17 protein-coding genes and 1 riboswitch are annotated in these 16,721 nt (G+C 69.7%); of the genes, 7 read left to right on the top strand and 10 right to left on the bottom strand.

Translation table 11 applies throughout. The features are described from left to right. Position 1: 1 nt before the first annotated feature. The gene (locus tag KIH31_RS10665; RefSeq protein WP_214427091.1) at positions 2-1,513 is read right to left on the bottom strand and encodes a SulP family inorganic anion transporter; all 1,512 of its coding nucleotides are present in this window, start codon (positions 1,511-1,513) and stop codon (positions 2-4) included. A 97-nt stretch (positions 1,514-1,610) separates the two neighbouring features. Here KIH31_RS10665 and KIH31_RS10670 point away from each other — a divergent pair, with 97 nt between their 5' ends. The 4 genes from KIH31_RS10670 (at position 1,611) to KIH31_RS10685 (ending at position 5,351) form a co-directional block, all read left to right on the top strand. Continuing rightward, positions 1,611-1,970 (top strand): MerR family transcriptional regulator, encoded by a 360-nt coding sequence (locus KIH31_RS10670; protein WP_214427092.1) that lies wholly within the window; start codon positions 1,611-1,613, stop codon positions 1,968-1,970. A 171-nt stretch (positions 1,971-2,141) separates the two neighbouring features. After that, a complete protein-coding gene (locus tag KIH31_RS10675) occupies positions 2,142-3,428 on the top strand; it encodes a glycoside hydrolase family 3 N-terminal domain-containing protein (RefSeq protein WP_307857620.1) in 1,287 nt (428 codons plus the stop codon). A 90-nt stretch (positions 3,429-3,518) separates the two neighbouring features. Next, positions 3,519-4,910 carry an MFS transporter gene (locus KIH31_RS10680; protein ID WP_374224868.1) on the top strand — a complete coding sequence of 464 codons (1,392 nt, stop codon included), beginning with the start codon at positions 3,519-3,521 and terminating at the stop codon, positions 4,908-4,910. A gap of 75 nt (positions 4,911-4,985) precedes the next feature. After that, positions 4,986-5,351, top strand: a complete 366-nt coding sequence (locus tag KIH31_RS10685; protein ID WP_214427094.1) for a YrdB family protein — start codon at positions 4,986-4,988, stop codon at positions 5,349-5,351. A gap of 103 nt (positions 5,352-5,454) precedes the next feature. Here KIH31_RS10685 and KIH31_RS10690 read toward each other — a convergent pair whose 3' ends face one another. From KIH31_RS10690 to KIH31_RS10725, 8 genes are all read right to left on the bottom strand, one after another. Further along, positions 5,455-6,561: a glutamate--cysteine ligase gene (locus KIH31_RS10690; protein ID WP_214427095.1), complete on the bottom strand. Its 1,107-nt coding sequence runs from the start codon at positions 6,559-6,561 to the stop codon at positions 5,455-5,457. Positions 6,562-6,663: 102 nt separating this feature from the next. Then, positions 6,664-7,374, bottom strand: coding sequence for a metal-dependent transcriptional regulator (locus KIH31_RS10695; RefSeq protein ID WP_214427096.1), 711 nt, complete (start codon positions 7,372-7,374; stop codon positions 6,664-6,666). Positions 7,375-7,393: 19 nt separating this feature from the next. Further along, positions 7,394-8,632: an Nramp family divalent metal transporter gene (locus KIH31_RS10700; RefSeq protein WP_214427097.1), complete on the bottom strand. Its 1,239-nt coding sequence runs from the start codon at positions 8,630-8,632 to the stop codon at positions 7,394-7,396. A gap of 88 nt (positions 8,633-8,720) precedes the next feature. Further along, positions 8,721-10,088, bottom strand: coding sequence for an aminotransferase class V-fold PLP-dependent enzyme (locus KIH31_RS10705; protein WP_214427098.1), 1,368 nt, complete (start codon positions 10,086-10,088; stop codon positions 8,721-8,723). Between the two features lie 36 nt (positions 10,089-10,124). Further along, positions 10,125-10,239: riboswitch (SAM riboswitch) on the bottom strand. Between the two features lie 82 nt (positions 10,240-10,321). Next, positions 10,322-11,134: a histidinol-phosphatase gene (hisN, locus tag KIH31_RS10710; RefSeq protein WP_214427099.1), complete on the bottom strand. Its 813-nt coding sequence runs from the start codon at positions 11,132-11,134 to the stop codon at positions 10,322-10,324. A 55-nt stretch (positions 11,135-11,189) separates the two neighbouring features. After that, on the bottom strand, positions 11,190-12,290 hold the full coding sequence (locus KIH31_RS10715; RefSeq protein WP_214427100.1) for a ribosome small subunit-dependent GTPase A: 1,101 nt from the start codon (positions 12,288-12,290) through the stop codon (positions 11,190-11,192). A gap of 2 nt (positions 12,291-12,292) precedes the next feature. Further along, complete coding sequence (gene aroA, locus KIH31_RS10720; RefSeq protein WP_214427101.1) at positions 12,293-13,648, bottom strand: 3-phosphoshikimate 1-carboxyvinyltransferase; 1,356 nt, start codon at positions 13,646-13,648, stop codon at positions 12,293-12,295. Positions 13,649-13,654: 6 nt separating this feature from the next. Further along, complete coding sequence (locus KIH31_RS10725) at positions 13,655-14,203, bottom strand: DoxX family protein (RefSeq protein ID WP_214427102.1); 549 nt, start codon at positions 14,201-14,203, stop codon at positions 13,655-13,657. Positions 14,204-14,483: 280 nt separating this feature from the next. On the opposite strand from KIH31_RS10725, the gene KIH31_RS10730 reads away from it, so the two are divergent. Together KIH31_RS10730 and rsrA are read left to right on the top strand one after the other, a co-directional pair. Next, entirely contained in the window at positions 14,484-15,188 is a 705-nt protein-coding gene (locus tag KIH31_RS10730; protein WP_284676011.1) for a sigma-70 family RNA polymerase sigma factor, read from the top strand. Continuing rightward, the gene (gene rsrA / locus KIH31_RS10735) at positions 15,185-15,439 is read left to right on the top strand and encodes a mycothiol system anti-sigma-R factor (RefSeq protein ID WP_214427103.1); all 255 of its coding nucleotides are present in this window, start codon (positions 15,185-15,187) and stop codon (positions 15,437-15,439) included. The genes KIH31_RS10730 and rsrA overlap by 4 nt, the downstream gene beginning before the upstream one ends. A gap of 106 nt (positions 15,440-15,545) precedes the next feature. On the opposite strand, the gene KIH31_RS18490 is transcribed toward rsrA, so the two are convergent. Beyond that, complete coding sequence (locus KIH31_RS18490) at positions 15,546-15,620, bottom strand: 50S ribosomal protein bL37 (RefSeq protein ID WP_369299106.1); 75 nt, start codon at positions 15,618-15,620, stop codon at positions 15,546-15,548. 129 nt (positions 15,621-15,749) lie between these two features. Here KIH31_RS18490 and KIH31_RS10740 point away from each other — a divergent pair, with 129 nt between their 5' ends. Beyond that, positions 15,750-16,712: a zinc-binding dehydrogenase gene (locus tag KIH31_RS10740; protein WP_307857621.1), complete on the top strand. Its 963-nt coding sequence runs from the start codon at positions 15,750-15,752 to the stop codon at positions 16,710-16,712. The last annotated feature ends 9 nt before the right edge of the window (positions 16,713-16,721 follow it).

Genomic DNA, 16,721 nt, shown 5'->3' on the forward strand with positions numbered 1-16,721 from the left:
CCTAGTGGCCGCCGCCCAGCTTGCCCCCGAGCCGCCGCCGCATCGCCGCGCTCGCTTCGTTGAGGCCGGTGACCTGCACGTCCTTGCCGTGGTGCCGGTACTTCTCCGCGATGGCGTCGAGCGAGGCGACGGTGGAGGCATCCCAGACATGTGATGCGGCCAGGTCGATGACAACGTGCCGCGGGTCGTGGGCATATTCGAACTGCGTGTACAGCTCGTTTGACGAGGCGAAGAAGAGTTCGCCGGTGACCGTGTAGGTGGCGGTGCCACCGTCGTTGTCCCCGCTGACAGACCTTTCAACCCTCACCAGATGCGCCACCCTGCGGGCGAAGAGAACCATCGCTACCAGCACGCCGACGCCGACGCCGATGGCGAGATTGTGCGTCGCAACCACGACCAGCACGGTGGCCAGCATGACGGCGGTTTCGCTCTTGGGCATCATCTTCAATGTGGAGGGGCGAATGCTGTGCCAGTCGAAGGTGGCCACGGAAACGAAGATCATCACCGCCACGAGCGCAGCCATCGGGATCTGCGAGACGAGACCGCCGAAGGCCACGACGAGCACCAGGAGCAGGCTCCCGGCGAGGAAGGTGGAGATGCGGGTTCGGCCGCCGGAGGCTTTCACGTTGATCATGGTCTGGCCGATCATGGCGCAGCCGCCCATCCCGCCGAAGAAGCCGGTGACGATGTTGGCGATGCCCTGCCCCCAGGCTTCCCGGCCCTTGGGGGAGCGGGTGTCGGTGACGTCGTCGACCAGTTTGGCGGTCATCAGGGACTCAAGCAGCCCCACCAGTGCCATCGCCAAGGCAAACGGGAAGATGATCTGCAGCGTTTCGAGGCTGAACGGCACGTTCGGGATGAAGAACGACGGGAGGCTGTGAGGCAGTTCGCCCTTGTCTCCGACAGTGGGTACCTTGATGGCGGCTACTGCGGCCACGAGGGTCAGGATGATGATGGCCACGAGCGGTGCCGGGACCGCCTTGGTCAGTTTCGGCAGGCCGAAGATGATCAGGAGCGCGAGGGCTGTCAGCGGATACACCATCCACGGAACGTTGATCAGTTCGGGGACCTGGGCGCTGAAGATGAGGATGGCGAGCGCGTTGACGAAGCCGACCATGACTGAGCGCGGGATGAAGCGCATCAGTTTCGCGACCCCGGCGAGACCGAGCACTATCTGGAACACGCCCGCGAGGATGACGGCGGCCACGAAGTAATTCACCCCGTGGCTGCGGACCAGCGGGGCGATCACCAGGGCGACGGCGCCGGTGGCCGCGGAGATCATCGCGGGCCGGCCTCCCACGATGGAGATCGTTACGGCCATGGTGAAGGAAGCAAAGAGTCCCACCTGCGGGTCCACGCCGGCAATGATCGAGAACGCGATCGCCTCGGGAATGAGGGCCAGGGCGACCACAAGACCGGCCAGCACCTCGGTTTTGAGGCGCTGTGGTGAGGCCAGCGTCGCGCGGATGGACTGGAGTTGTTCGGGTGAAGGATCGGCAAGGGCGGTGGCCAAGAAGGCTCCGTTCGGGTTGCTGCGGCAGGACGAAACGCCGGGAGCGTCGTCGGGGATGGTTGGAACTCTACCCTAACGTAAGGGTAGAGTTCCAACCATGCACATCGGTGAACTGGCGGAGAAGACGGGTCTGTCCCTGCGCACGATCCGCCATTATGACGAGATTGGCCTGCTTCCGGCGACCACCCGCAGCGAAGGCGGTTTCCGCGTCTACACAGACGCGGATCTGGCCAGGTTGCTGGTGATCAGGTCCATGAAGCCGCTGGGTTTCAGCCTCGATGAGATGGCGGAACTGCTCGAACTCGTGGACGCTCTGACGGCGGGGAGCGGCGACGCAGCCCGGCGCGGGCTGCTCGGCCGGTACATCGACGAGACCGAAGCCAAGCGGGACAAGCTGGCCCTGAACCTCTCACGCGCGGACGAGTTCCTGGCGGATCTGCGCCGGTTGCAGGACTAGCCGACCCGGGCCGGACCCGGAGGAGCCGTTCCAAAAGCGTCTGCGCCGCGACGAACGCGACGAAAGGGCATGAGCGCGACGGAAGGACAGTGCCCTAAGCCCACGATCAGGCGCTCGCTGTCCGGTGCCCGCAAAGGCACCTGTAGGCTGGTGGGGCCGGGGAGGTGGACAGTGACGAGAGCGCGCAAAGCAGCCGGGGCGGCCTTGGTGGCGGCCCTTGCCGTTGTGGTTCTGGTTGTCGTGGTGGTCAACGGATGGTGGCCCGAGCCCCCGGCGGCGCCCTCAGCGACCCGTGCGACGGCCCCCGCGACCGCATCGCCCTCGCCGGTCCCACCGTCCCCGCAGCCCGCGCGGCCCTCTGTTGTTGCGCCTTCGGCTGCGGCGCCGTCGAGCCCTTCTCCGTCCGCCGCGCCCGCGGACCCGGCCCTGGCCGCGGCCCGCCGGCAGCTTGACTCGCTCGATCTGCCACGGCGGGTCGGGCAGCTCTTCATGGTGAAGTCGGCGGTGGCGGGACCCGACGCCGTGACACTCGCGGCGCTGCAGGAGCGGCATGTGGGCAACGTTTTCCTCGCCGGCAGGTCCGGCTCCGGCGTCGGCGCCACTGCCGCGGTGACGGGGACGCTGCGCAGGGCAGCAGTTGCTGGTTCCGGCGTGCAGCCGTTTGTGGCCACCGACCAGGAGGGCGGCTACGTGCAGGTGCTCACGGGCCCCGGCTTCAGCCGCATCCCAAGCGCTCTTGAACAAGCAGGGCTGCCCCCGGCTGACCTGCGCATCAGTGCCAGGACATGGGGCGGCGAGTTGGCCCGGGCGGGAGTGAACGTCAACTTTGCCCCGGTCATGGACACCGTGGACTCGGCGGCAGCCGCAGCGGCGAACCCGCCGATCGGCCGTTTTCTGCGCGAGTACGGCTACACACCACCGGTGGTGACTGCCCATGCAACGGCGTTCGCGGCAGGGATGCGTGACGCCGGAATCTCCGCGGTGCCGAAGCATTTCCCGGGCCTTGGCCGGGTCCCCGCCAACACCGACACCGCCGCGGACGTGACCGACGTGCGCACCACGCGCAACGACGCGGCTCTGGGGCCGTTCCGCGCCGCCGTGGCGTCAGGCGCCCGCTGGATGATGCTCTCCAACGCCCGGTACCAGCGGATCGACCCCGCGAACATCGGTCCGTTTTCCCCCACCATCATTCAGGGCATGCTGCGGCACGACCTTGGCTTCACCGGCATCGTGGTCTCGGACGACCTCTGCAACGCCAAGGCGCTGTCGCCCTGGACGCCGGGGGAGCGGGCCACGCGCTTCCTGGCCGCCGGCGGGACGATGGCGCTGTGCACGAACCAGAACCTGCTGGCGCCGATGTATGACGCCGCGCTCGCGCTCGCCCGCAAGGACGCCGGTTTCCGGGCCAAGGTCGAGGCCGCCGCGCTGAAGGTGCTGCAGGTGAAGGCCGGCGGCTGAGGCCTCTGCCTTTCCTGCCTGGCCTTTCCTGCGTTGGCCTTTCCTGTGCTGGTTTCCCGGCTCTGGCCGCTGCCGGGGCGGAGGGGTACCGTGGCAGTCGTGACCGCCGCCGGAGGATCCTTCGTTCCCGCCCGGACATCGCACGAGCGGCGGGTGCTCCTCGTGGCCGTCGTGGCCTCGTTCGTGGCCATCCTGGACGGAAGCGTGGTGGGCCTGGCGCTGCCTGCCATCGGAAGGGAGCTGGGCGGCGGCCTGCTGGTTCAGCAATGGGTCATGGACGCCTACCTGCTCACCCTCGGTTCGCTCATTCTGGTGGCCGGGTCCCTCTCGGACCTGTTCGGCCGGGTCCGGGTGCTGCAGTGGGGGCTGGTGGTGTTCGCAGCAACCTCGATCGTCTGCGGCGTGGCCCCCGGTGCCTTCGTGCTCGTAGCGGGCCGGGCGCTGCAGGGGATGGCGGGGGCCCTGCTCGTCCCCAGCTCACTGGCGCTGATCATCAGCGAGTTCAGCGGACCGGCGCAGGGCCGTGCCATTGGACAGTGGACGGCCTGGACGGGTGCGTCCACGATCGTCTCGCCGCTGATCGGAGGGCTCGCCGTGGACCTGTTTTCCTGGCGCTTCGTGTTCTTCATCAACCTCCTGCCCGTCGCCTTGTCGTTGCCGGTCCTGACCGGTCTGCGGTCCACGGATGCGCCGCGGGACCGTTCCGTCGCCGTCGACTGGCCCGGCGCCGGCCTTGCCATTGCCGGGCTCGGCGGCCCGGTGTTTGCGCTGATCCAGCAGGGCGCCTACGGCTGGGGGAGCCCGGTGGTCTGGGGCCCCCTGGCAGCGGGGGCGGCTGCGCTGGCGACCTTCCTGGTGCGGGAATCCCGCGCGCCGAACCCGCTGATGCCGCTGGAACTCTTCCGGATCCGCAATTTCTCCGCAGGGAACTGGGCCACCCTGGCGGTGTACGGAGCGATGTCGCTGGGATTCTTCGTGCTTGGGCTCTACCTGCAGCAGGTCGGCGGGATGAGTGCCACGATGGCCGGCGTCGCGCTGCTGCCCGCGACGGTGCTGCTCCTGCTGCTCTCGTCCAGTTTCGGCCGCCTCTCGGGCCACTTTGGCCCGCGGCTCTTCATGGCGGCCGGACCGGCACTCGGAGGTCTGGGCTTCCTGCTGCTCCTGCAGATGCGGCCGGAGCTCGATTACTGGCGCCAGGTGCTCCCCGGCATCCTGGTGTTCGGCCTCGGGCTGGCCGTCACGGTGGCACCGCTGACGTCGGCGATTCTCGGGTCCGTGAGCGCGGCGCGGGCGGGTATCGGATCCGCAGTGAACAACGCCGTTGCGCGCGTCGCGGGGCTGGTGACCATCGCGTTCGCCGGCGTCGTGACCGGCTCCAGCCTCGACCTGGCGGGGCTGCACCGGGCCGTGCTGGTCACGGCGGTCCTGCTGTTCGTCGGGGCGGCGATTTCAGCTGCCGGTATCCGGAACCCGGCGCGCTGATCCCGGCCGGGCCGGAAGGCCCGGCACGATTGGGTAACATCTGATCATGGTCAGCACGATGCGGCGGAGAGATCGATGAGCAGGCGCAGGGCCCCGAGTGCACCCCTGGCCGTGACCGGAGTGCAGCAAGCTGTGGCGTTCCTGCTCGAGGTGGCGCTGCTTGTGGCCGTGGCGGTCTTTGGCTTTCATGCCCCGGCCCCCTGGAACTTCGTTGCCGGCATAGGCCTGCCCGCCGTGGTCGTGCTCTTCTGGAGCGTTTTCATGGCGCCGAAAAGCTCCCGCAGGCTGCCTTGGCCGCTGCAGCCGCTGGTCGCACTGGGCCTGTTCCTGCTCGGCGCCCTGGCGCTCGCAGCCGCTGGACAGCCGGCGGCGGGCGTGGTCTTCGCCGTCGTCGCAGCAGGCAACACGGTGCTGAGCTTCTACCTCGAGCGCCGCAGCTAAGCCTTCGCGGCCGGACCGCCCAGGCGCCGGCGGCATCGGGCCAGCCGCCGGGGGCATCGGCCCAGCCGCCGGCGGCATCGGCCCAGCCGCCGGCGGCATCGGGCTAGTCGCCGGGGGCTTCGGTCAGCGAGGAGCTGAACAGATCCACCAGGGCCGGCAGGCCGCCGCGTTCGTAAGCGGCCCGCTGCCGCTGTGCGCCGGTTCCGAGTTCGTTCAGGCGGGCCATGCCCGCCGCGACGTAGGCGGTGTCACCGCTCTGCTCAAGCGCAGCACCGATGTGCTCGAGGAACGCGCCGACGGCCTCCCGGGCCGGAACCAGGCCGCCGGATCGGGTGTTCACCAGCTCGCCGTCGAGGCCGTGGCGTCCCGCCTGCCAGAGGGCTGCGTCCAGCAGTTCCGGTGCCACCTCTTGCGGAGGTGTTCCCTGGCGGCCTTCGGCCAGTGCCGTGACCACGAGGGCGCGGCACAGCACCCCCAGCAACACCGAATCCCGGGCTGTCAGCTGCACATCCGCGGCCCGAACCTCAAGGGTGGGGTAGTTGTCCGACAGACGCGCCATCCAGGTGACGAGCCCCCGGTCGAAGATAGCGCCGGTGCGGACCAGGCCCTCCACGCGGTGGTCGTAGTCCGCGGCGTCGACGAACAGCGGCGGGACGCCCTGGACCGGCCAGCGGCGAAAATGCACCGTCCGCCAGCTGGCGAACCCGCTGTCCTGGCCCTGCCAGTACGGTGAATTCGCGCTGAGCGCGGTGATGACCGGCAGCCACGGGCGGATGCGGTTCAGCGCCTCGACGCCGGATTCCCGGTCCGGTACCTCCACGTGCACATGCAGGCCGTTGCAGTACTGGTCAACCACGATGGCCCGCGCGTTCTCCTTGATCCGGTGGTAGCGGGCCTTGTCGGTCAGCTCGGTGGCGGCGGTGTCGAACCAGGGCGCCGTTCCGACGGCGGCGGCCTTCACCCGCGCTTTGAGGGCGGCGGCGCCGAGCTCGGACCGGAAACCGGCCAGCGAAGCAAGGGCTTCCGCCGGCGTCGCGCAGGGCGGCGTCGAGGTCTCGAGCTGGCAGCTGAGCAGCTCGCGCTGCACGTCGGCGTTGTCCACGCGCGGGGAGCGGTGCAGGTACTCCTCCACCTCCGAGCTGGCGAACGCGGGGAAACCGGTCGCCGGGTCGAGCAGCAGATATTCTTCTTCGATGCCGAAGGTGGGCACGGTTTCTCCATCGGGTCGGTGGGCGAACTCGTCTCTCCGTAGCCTATCGGGACGTCCGTCCCTGCCCCGGACAGACGCCCGGACGGACGCTGAGCCGGACGCTTAGGCGGAGAGGGTGCATCCGGCGTGGCCGTGCTCGCTGTGCACCCACAGGGCGGCTGCGATCTCGTCCCCGAGGTCGAGGGTCCGGGCCGAGGGACCGCTGCCGACCCTCACCGCGAGCGGGCCGCCAAAGGGCTTGCGTCCAAGCACTTCAACGGCAGCGTCCAGGCCGATATCCTCGGCGCTGAGGTAGCGGAGCAGGTCCGGGTTCTCATCGCTGATCCGCGCGATGCGGCCGCTGTGGCCGGCGTCGAGCTCCAGCAGGCGCCGCGCGGGCGGCGCTTCCACGGCCCCGTGCGCGTCGGGAATGGGGTCGCCGTGCGGGTCCCGGACCGGGTGGCCGAGCCTTTCGGCGAGCCTTTCGATGAACGTGTCCGAGACGGCGTGTTCGAGCAGCTCTGCCTCGTCGTGCACCTCGTCCCAGCTGTAACCCAGCTCGCGGACCAGGTACGTCTCCAGCAGCCGGTGCCTGCGGGTCATGGCGAGTGCCAGACGCAGGCCTTCGGGGGTCAACCGGATGGCGCTGTACGGCCGGTGGTCCACCAGGCCCTGGTCGCGCAGCTTGCGGACCATCTCGGAGACGGACGAATTCGCCACGCCGAGCCGAACGGCCAGCTGCGAGGAGGTGATGGGCTTGTCCTGCCACTCGGTGAACGCATAGATCACCTTGACGTAGTCCTCCACGCTCGAGGACGTCGGGAAGGTTTTCACACGGACCAGCCTACCGCCGTCAGCGGCCGGTCAGGGTGAGGAACAACAGGGCGGCGTTGAGGGCGACGACGAGGCTCACGCTCGCCCCGGCGGCAATGCGCAGCGGCCATCCGTCCGCGTGCTCGCCCATAACGTCGCGGCTTCCGGTCAGCCGGATCAGCGGCACGAGGGCGAACGGGATGCCGAAGCTGAGCACCACCTGGCTGATCACCAGCGCCCAGGTGGGGTCCACGCCGAGGACGAGCAACAGCAGCGCCGGAATGAGCGTGGCGACCCGGCGCGCCACGAGCGGCAGCCGCACGCGGAGCAGGCCCTGCATGATCGCCGCACCGGCGTAGCAGCCTACCGACGTGGATGCCAGGCCCGAGGCGAGGAGGCCCACCGCGAAGACCACGCCGATGACAGGGCCAAGATGCTGCACGATGGCGGCGTGCGCCCCTTCGATGGTCCCGGTCCCGTCCACGCCCGGCAGGGTTGCGGCGGCGAGGAGCAGCATTCCGATGTTGACGGCCCCGGCCACCGCCAGCGCGCTCACCACGTCCCATCGCGTGGCCCGCACGAGGCGGGTCGTCTCGTGGTTGCCGTAGTGCCGGTCGCGGGCGAGGGCGGAATGCAGGTAGATGGCGTGCGGCATCACGGTCGCCCCCAGCATGCTGGCGGCCAGCAGGACCGAACCGGCGCCGTCGAACCGGGGCAGCAGTCCCGCCGCTGCGGCAGCCGGGTCCGGAGGGTTGACCACCAGGCCGGCCAGGAAGCCGAGGGTGATCACCACGAGCAGGCCCATGATGACGAACTCGAAGGGACGCTGGCCCCCTCTGTTCTGCACAGTCAGCAGGCCCACGGAGACCACGCCGATGATCGCCCCGGCCAGCGGCAGGGGGAGGCCGAACAGCAGGTGCAGGCCGACGGCGCCGCCCACCACTTCCGCCAGATCGGTTGCCACGGCGACCAGTTCGGCCTGCAGCCAGAAGGCGCGCCGGGGGCCGGTTCGCATCCGCGTGCCCAGCAGTTCCGGCAGGGAGCGGCCGGTGACGACGCCCAGCTTGGCAGACTGGTACTGGACCAGCACGGCCATGAGGTTGGCGGCGACGAGCACCCATACGAGCAGGTAGCCGTACTTGGCCCCGGAGGTCAGATTGGCCGCGACGTTGCCGGGGTCCACGTAGGCGATGGATGCCACGAACGCAGGCCCGATGAGGCCGACTGCCGCCGCAGCTGCCGGCTTCGGCCTGCCAAGGCGCTTCTCGACCCGTAGCACCGGGGCCTCCTGCCTGTTCCGCCTGCCTAAAGCAATTTTTTAGGCATGCCGAAATTTTACGGGGCGCCCGCGGCCTCCGGCAACGGCTTCAGTCGGTGTTGCAGGGCGCGGCCCCCGCAGTGCCGGGGGTGTTCGGCGCCCACTCGGGATACTCGCGCGTGTCGTTGGCGGGCACCCAGCGGCCGGCGTCGACGACGTAGTCCCAGCCGAGGCCCTGCTCCGTCAGCGCGCGGACGCCGGCGACGAGCCGGTCGGCGTCCTCCAGCCGGGAGCCGAGACCGAAGCTGGCCCGCAGCGAGCCCGAGGGCAGGCCGAGCCGCTTCAGCAGCGGGTGGGCGCAGAATTTGCCGTCCCGCAGCCCGATGCCGTGCTCGGCGGAGAGGTAGGCCGCAACCAGGCCGGCGTCGTAGCCGCCCACCGAGAAGTTGACCACGCCGATCGTGCCCTGGTCCCGGTCCGAGTCGGAGAAAATGTGGTGCACGCTCACCCCGTCGATCGCCTCAAGGCCCTCCACCAGGCGCCGGCGGATGCCCGCTTCGTGGGCGTGCCACGCCTCCGGGTCGAGGCCGCCAAGGATCTCGGCCGCCTTCGCGAGCGTGGCAGCGCCGAGCACATTGGGGGAGCCGGCCTCGTGGCGCGCGGGGCCCGTGGTCCAGGAGACGGACTCCAGCCGGGCTTCCTTCACCGCGCCGCCGCCCGCCAGATACGGCCGCCCGGCGTCGAGCCAGTCGGTCCGGCCCACCAGCACGCCGGCGCCGAACGGGGCGTAGAGCTTGTGGCCGGAGAAGGCGAGGTAGTCGATGTCCCAGCCGGCGACGTCGATGCGGCGGTGGGGAGCCAGCTGGGCGGCGTCGACGACGATCCGCGCCCCGTACTCGTGCGCCAGGGCGGCGAGCGCGGCAACCGGCAGCAGCTCGCCGGTGACATTGGACGCCCCGGTGACGGCCAGCAGCGACACGTTGCCGGCAGCCAGCTCGAGCCGGAGGTTCTCCAGGGTCTGCGCGAGCGTCTCCGAGGCGGCGAGGCTGCGATGCGGGAGGGCCTGCCAAGGCAGCAGGTTGGCATGGTGCTCGACGTCGAGGTAGAGCACCTCGCCGCAGGGCACGGCGCCGGCCAGCAGGTTCAGCGAGTCGGTGGTGTTGCGGGTGAAGATGACGGCGTCGTCGTCGCGGGCGTTCAGGAACGTGCGCACCGTCCGGCGGGCATTCTCGTAGAGGGACGTGCTGATCTGCGAGGCGTAGCCGGCCCCGCGGTGCACGCTGGCGTAATACGGCAGGATCCCGGTGAGGTGGGCGGCCACCTCGGCCAGCGCCGGCGCCGAAGCGCCGTAATCGAGGTTGGCATACCGGATGCTGCCGCCGTGGACCAGCGGCGCCTGGAGGTCCGCTCCGACCACCGGCAGCAGCGGAGCCGCGCCCGCAGGGGCGGAAGGGATGGAAAGGGTGGGTGTGCTCATGGGCCCTCGTTTCGACAGGACCCCGCCATGGTGCAGGGCCCGCGCTTGCCGACCCGCATTCCGGGCCGGCCAGGTCGTCACCCGGGGCACCCCGCCGCGGAAGGAGGGTTGCCGGCCAGCAAACCGGGGTTTCGCGCTGGCACTCGTGACCTGCACAGCACACTAGGGCATCCGTGCGCCGGCCTGCGAGTCTGTTACGCCCAATATGACGCCGGGGCTGGAGCGGGCTGGCGCTAGAGCAGGTCGTCCAGGTTCGGGTTGAGCCGGTGCAGCACCTCGCTGTGCAGGATGCCGTTGGTGGCCAGCGCGTTGCCGCCGAACGGCCCGTCGGCGCCCTCGAGGGAGGTGAAACGGCCGCCTGCCTCGGTGACGATCGGCACCAGGGCGGCCATGTCGTACAGGTTCAGCTCGGGCTCACAGGCGATGTCCACGGCTCCCTCGGCCACGAGGCAGTAGGACCAGAAGTCGCCGTAGGCCCGGGTACGCCACACATCGTCCGTGAGCGCCAGGAACTCGTCGAGGTTGCCCCGCTCGCGCCAGCCGGTGAGGCTCGAGTAGGACAACGAGGCGTCCGCGAGCCGGGACACGTTGGAGACCTTCAGCCGCGTGGCGCTGGCAAGGGAACGCCCCGTGAAGGCGCCGGTGCCGCGTGCGGCCCACCAGCGCTTGCCCAGGGCCGGGGCGCTGACGACGCCGACCACCGGCTGGCCCTCGTCCACCAGCGCGATCAGTGTCGCCCAGACCGGCACGCCGCGGACGAAGTTCTTGGTTCCGTCGATCGGGTCGATGATCCAGCGCCGCGCGCCGTGGCCGGTGCTGCCGAATTCCTCGCCGAGTACGGCGTCGCGCGGCCGCGAGCGGGAGAGCTGGCCCCGGATGGCGTCCTCCGCGCCCTTGTCCGCATCCGTCACCGGGGTCATGTCCGGCTTGGTCTCCACCTGCAGGTCGAGGGCCTTGAAACGGTCCATGGTCCGGGCATCAACGGAATCCGCCAGCACGTGGGCCAGGCGGAGGTCGTCGTTGTAGCTCGAGGGCGCAAGGTTCATAGCCTCACGGTACCGGTATTTGCCGGCGCCCTCGGGGAGGCAGCGGCCCGGGCGGCTACTGGACGGTGCCCAGTTCCTTTGCCTCCGCGCGGTTCTCCGTCCGCACCCCGGCGCCCAGCAGGCGGCGCAGCGACGCCAGCCGGGAGGGTCCGGCGTCGCCGGCGGATCCTTCCGCCACCCAGCGGTCCAGGCCGCAGTTGACGGCGTCGGCGTCGTGCTTGCAGCCGCGCTCGCAGAAGTCCGTTCCCGGCGCCAGGTCGGGGAACGCCTTGAGGATCCTGTCCGGGTCCACGTGGGCCAAGCCGAAGGACCGGATCCCCGGCGTGTCGATGATCCAGCTTCCGCCGGCGGCGTCGGCAAGCCGGAGAGCCAGGGCCGAGGAGGAGGTGTGCCGGCCGCGGCCCGTCACGGCGTTCACCCCGCCGGTGGCGCGACGGGAACCGGTGAGCGCGTTGACCATGGTGGACTTGCCGACGCCGGAATGGCCCAGGAGCACCGAGACGTGGCCCTCCAGGAGCTCATGCAGACGGCTGAGCGCCTCCTCATCCAGGGGCGTCGACCCTCCGGGCTCCTCCTCGTCCGGCTCGGCCGAGGCTGCGGCCCGGCTGACCACGACGGTCAGGTCGAGATGCCGGTAGTTCTCGAGCAGCTCCGCCGGATCCTTCAGGTCCGCCTTGGTGACCAGCAGGAGGGGTTCGATGCCGGCGTCATAGGCGGCCACGAGGGCCCGGTCGATGAAGCCGGTGCGCGGCTCGGGGTTGGCGGTGGCCACCACGATCACCAGCTGGTCCGCGTTGGCGACCACCACCCGTTCCACCGGGTCGGTGTCGTCGGCACTGCGCCGCAGCAGGGTCCGGCGCTCCTCGACCCGGACCAGCCGGGCGAGCGTGTCCGGCCGTCCCGAGACGTCCCCGACCAGGGCGACAAAGTCCCCGGCCACCACGGGGGTGCGGCGCAGTTCGCGGGCCCGGGCCGCGATGACGACGCGTTCCCGCGGAGTGTCCTCGTCGACGACGGCGGTGTAGCGGCCGCGGTCCACGGTGATGATCCGTCCGACGGCGGCGTCCTCATGGCTCGGCCTGTCCTTCGTGCGCGGCCGGCTGCCCTTCTTGTTCGGCCGGATCCGCACATCGGACTCGTCCCAGGTGCGTGCCATGCTCAGGCCGGGGCCCCGACCATGTCCCGCCACAGCTGCGGGAATTCGGGCATGGTCTTGGCGGTGCAGCCGATGTCCTCAACTTCGACGCCGTCGACGGCGAGGCCGATGATGGCGCCGGCGGTGGCCATCCGGTGGTCGGCGTAGCTGTGGAAGACGCCGCCGTGCAGCTGCGCCGGTTCGATGATCAGCCCGTCCTCGGTCTCCCGGGCGCTGCCGCCCAGACCGTTGATTTCGGCGGCCAGGGCCGCGAGCCGGTCCGTTTCATGGCCGCGGATGTGGGCGATCCCGCGCAGGCGGGAGGGGGTGGAGGCGAGGGCGGCCAGGGCGGCGACGGTGGGAGCCAGTTCGCTGGCCTCGGAAAGATCCAGGTCCACGCCCTGCAGCTGCGGCCCGGCACTCACGCTTAGCGTGCCGTCCGCGGCGTCGACGCGGCCGCCGAAAGCCGTGAGGATGGTGCGCCAATGGTCCCCGCCCTGTGTCGTGCGCTCCGGCCAGTCCGGCACCCGCACCGTGCCTCCGGTGGCGAGCGCCGCGGCGAGGAAGGGCCCGGCGTTGGAGAGGTCCTGCTCGATGCGCACGTCGAAGCCGCGGATGGCCGACGGCGGCACGCGCCAGCGGTCCTTGACCGAGCTGTCGACGTCGACGCCGACCTGGCGCAGCACCTCGATGGTCATTTCAACGTGGGGCAGGCTCGGCATCGGTTTGCCGGAATGCTCGAGTTCCAACCCCTCTTCGAACCGGGCGGCGGCCAGCAGGAGGGCGGAAACGAACTGGGAGGAGGCGCTGGCGTCGATGACCAGCCGGCCGCCGGCAACCGATCCGGTTGCGTCGATGCTGAACGGCAGCGAGCCGCGCCCGCCGTCGTCCACGGCGACCCCGAGGCTGCGCAGCGCCTCGATGATGGTGCCCATGGGGCGCTTGCGTGCGTGCGGGTCGCCGTCGAAGGTGAACCTGCCGCTGCCGAGGGCCGCGACCGGAGGGACGAACCGCATCACGGTGCCGGCGAGGCCGCAGTCGATCGTGGCGCTGCCGTGCTGTCCATGCGCAATCGGTCCGACAGTGAAATCCGGGCCGAACCGGCCGTCGCCGGGCACTTCGGTGATGGTGGCGCCCAGCTGCCGCAGGGCCTGGACCATAAGGTCGGAGTCGCGGGAATGCAGCGGCGCCCTCAGCCGCGACGGAGCGTCGGCGAGGGCCGCGAGCACGAGGTACCTGTTGGTCAGCGACTTCGACGCCGGCACGGACACGGTGGCCCGCACCGGCTCCGCCGCCCGCGGCGCCGGCCAGTGGCCGGGAACAGTTGCGGCGCTCCGCCCGTCAGCTGGAACGGCGGCGTCCGCGGGCAGCGAGGTCATCGGGTGCTAGGCCCCCGTCACCGAGGAGGCAGCACCGCGGACCGCCTTGTCGGCGCGCTTGAGGTTCTTCTTCGACGAACGGCGGGCATCGGCGGTGAGCTTCTTCGAGGAACGGCGGGCGTCGGCAGCCAGGTGCTCGGCGCGCCAGGCCAGGCCCGGACGGCCGGCGGTGTCCACCGCGGCCAGCAGCACGCCGCCGGTCAGGGCGACGTTCTTGAGGAGCTGGTTGCGGCGGTGCTCGCGGCCCTCCTTGGTGGTGATGTCCGCGGAGCGGTACTCCACGAAGGTGTTCAGTGCCGAGGTCAGCGCGAGCAGGCAGGAGGACAGCCGGGAGAACTTGCCGATCGACAGCAGTGCGCCGGCTCCGATCTGGGTGCCGCCGATGACGCGGGCAAGCATTTTCTCGTTGGTCGGGAACGGCAAGGCGTCAGCCGCGCGGCGAAGCACGGGTGAGAGCTGGGCGACCGTCTCGTCAGCCTTGCGGAGCCGGTCTGCGCCGGCGACGATGAAGCTTGACGCCAACATGGGACGGGCGAGCGAGCGAATGACGGTCATGACTGCCTCCTGCTGATCCTGAAGTGTTATCTGTCTGTTTCAGTGTGCTTGGGTAATTCGGGCAGAGCGTGGTGAAGCCTTTCTAGTCTTACATTTTTGCGGAATATTTGCTTCCGGCCGGTGGTTGGAAACAGCGAAAGACGCCTTGCTGCAGTAGCGGCGGGACGTGCCGGAAACGTGTCGTACGGAGGGGAGAAACCACACGTTGGGACCAACGCAGACACTTCAGACCCAGGCGCAGCCGCGCAGTCGGCGGCCCGCTCTCCGAACGCCCGGTCCGCTGGCGGCGGCCCGCCGGGCGGGCGCAGCGCGCGCAGTAGACTTGAGCACAATGAGTACCGTGGATCCGGCCGCGAAGGCCGACAAGGTTGACGAATCCGTTCCGGACGTGTCCGCGGAATCCGAGGACGAACGCCGCGACAGGTTCGAACGCGACGCGATGCAGTACGTGGACCAGCTGTACTCGGCCGCCATGCGCATGGCCCGCAACCCGAGCGACGCGGAAGACCTGGTGCAGGAGGCGTACACGAAGGCTTTCTCGGCCTTCCATCAGTACAAGCCGGGTACCAACCTCAAGGCATGGCTGTACCGGATCCTGACGAACACGTACATCAATCTGTACCGGAAGCGGCAGCGCGAGCCGCTGCAGTCGCAGTCAGACCAGATCGAGGATTGGCAGCTGGCGCGCGCCGGGTCGCACACGTCGTCGGGCCTGCGGTCGGCCGAGACCGAGGCGCTGGACCATCTGCCGGACTCCGATGTGAAGAGCGCGCTGCAGGCCATCCCGGAGGAATTCCGACTGGCGGTGTATTTCGCCGACGTCGAAGGCTTTGCCTACAAGGAAATATCGGAAATTATGGACACCCCCATCGGGACGGTCATGTCCCGCCTGCACCGCGGCAGGAAGATGCTGCGCGACATGCTGGCGGATTACGCACATGAGCGCGGTTTCACGGGAGGAAACTACCAGGAGAGCAAGCAATGAGCGACTGCCAGAGTTTGGGCGATTGCGACGATTCCCGCATCGAGCGGATTTACGAATACCTCGACGGGGCTGTGCCCAAGGCCGACATCGTCGAGATCAAGAAGCACCTTGATGAATGCCCCGACTGCCGGGAGCAGCACGATCTGGAGTGCGTCATCAGGACTGTGGTCAAGCGGTCCTGCAAGGAAGCGGCTCCGGAGAACCTGAAGAACTCCATCCTGGACCGCATCCACTCCACGCGCAGCGCCTGAGGCCGCGCTGCCCTGGCTGCAGCCGCCGGCACTGCCCGCAAACGAAAGGACCCCCGGTGCCGGATGGCGCGGGGGTCCTTCTGCGTAGCTGACGAGAGCCGGTGGCTCAGGTGTTGGGGCGCTTGCCGTGGTTCGCGCCGCCGCGCTTACGGTCACGACGCTTGCGTGCTCGCTTGCTCATAGCTGCTCCTAACTTTTGTCCTCGAAAGAGTCGCCTCCCAGTCTCCCACACCAACACAGCAGCAGGTAAATCGGGGTAGGGTTCAGTGGTTGGTGCCCTCAGGAGATGCCCGGTGCAAAGGAGTCCGCAGTGCGCGCAGTCTACGCAAAGTCCGTATCCGCCGACGACCCGCTCTCGGGGCTCGAGGTGGGTGAGCTGCCCGACCAGCAGGGCCCGGACGGCTGGGAGAAAATCACCCTGAAGGCCTCCGCGCTGAACCACCACGACCTGTTCTCGCTCCGGTCGGTGCTTTCCAGTGACGACCTGCCGATGGTCCTTGGCTGCGACGGCGCGGGAATCGACGCCGACGGCAACGAGGTGATCGTGCACGCCGTCGTCGCCTCACCCGGCTGGCGCGGCGACGAGACCCTGGACCCGCGGCGCACGCTGCTGTCCGAACGCCACTACGGCACGATGGCCGACCACGTCTGGGTGCCCGCGGGCAACAAGGTCCCCAAGCCGGCCGAACTGAGCTGGGAGGAAGCGGCGTCGCTGCCCACGTCCTGGCTGACCGCCTACAAGATGCTCTTCTCCGTCTCGCCCGCGGCCCCCGGTTCCACCATCCTCATCCAGGGCGCGGGCGGCGGGGTGGCCACGGCTCTCACCGCGATGGCGGCCGCCGCCGGTTTCCGGGTGTGGGTGACCAGCCGAAGCGAGGACAAGCGGAACCTCGCGCTGACGCTGGGCGCGGCTGCGGTCTTCGAGGACGGCGCCCGGCTCCCCGAGCGGGTCGACGTCGTCTTCGACTCCGTGGGCCAGGCCACCTGGGCGCACTCACTGAAGTCCCTGCGGCCGGGCGGCGCCATTGTCACCTGCGGGGCGACGTCGGGCAGCGCTGCCAGCACCGACCTCAACCGGGTCTTCTTCACCCAGTTGAAGGTCCTCGGCTCGACCATGGGCACTCGCGAGGAACTCCAGCGCCTGACCCGCTTCCTGGTCGCGACAGGGGTGCGACCGGTCATCGACTCGGTGCTGCCGCTGGCCGACGCGCGCACCGGCTTCGCCCGGATGCTGGACGGGGATGTGAAGGGCAAGGTCGTCTTCACCCATTAGGGAAGGAGC

Origin of the sequence: Paenarthrobacter sp. DKR-5 (assembly GCF_018531425.1) — a bacterium.
Taxonomy (GTDB): Bacteria; Actinomycetota; Actinomycetes; order Actinomycetales; family Micrococcaceae; genus DKR-5.

Bases quoted from the DNA above. Each gene is read 5' to 3' on its own strand.
- KIH31_RS10670 (WP_214427092.1), top strand. From the start codon at position 1,611: ATGCACATCGGTGAACTGGCGGAGAAGACGGGTCTGTCCCTGCGCACG.
- KIH31_RS10685 (WP_214427094.1), top strand. From the start codon at position 4,986: ATGAGCAGGCGCAGGGCCCCGAGTGCACCCCTGGCCGTGACCGGAGTG.
- KIH31_RS10705 (WP_214427098.1), bottom strand. From the start codon at position 10,088: ATGAGCACACCCACCCTTTCCATCCCTTCCGCCCCTGCGGGCGCGGCT.
- hisN (WP_214427099.1), bottom strand. From the start codon at position 11,134: ATGAACCTTGCGCCCTCGAGCTACAACGACGACCTCCGCCTGGCCCAC.
- KIH31_RS10715 (WP_214427100.1), bottom strand. From the start codon at position 12,290: ATGGCACGCACCTGGGACGAGTCCGATGTGCGGATCCGGCCGAACAAG.
- aroA (WP_214427101.1), bottom strand. From the start codon at position 13,648: ATGACCTCGCTGCCCGCGGACGCCGCCGTTCCAGCTGACGGGCGGAGC.
- KIH31_RS10725 (WP_214427102.1), bottom strand. From the start codon at position 14,203: ATGACCGTCATTCGCTCGCTCGCCCGTCCCATGTTGGCGTCAAGCTTC.
- rsrA (WP_214427103.1), top strand. From the start codon at position 15,185: ATGAGCGACTGCCAGAGTTTGGGCGATTGCGACGATTCCCGCATCGAG.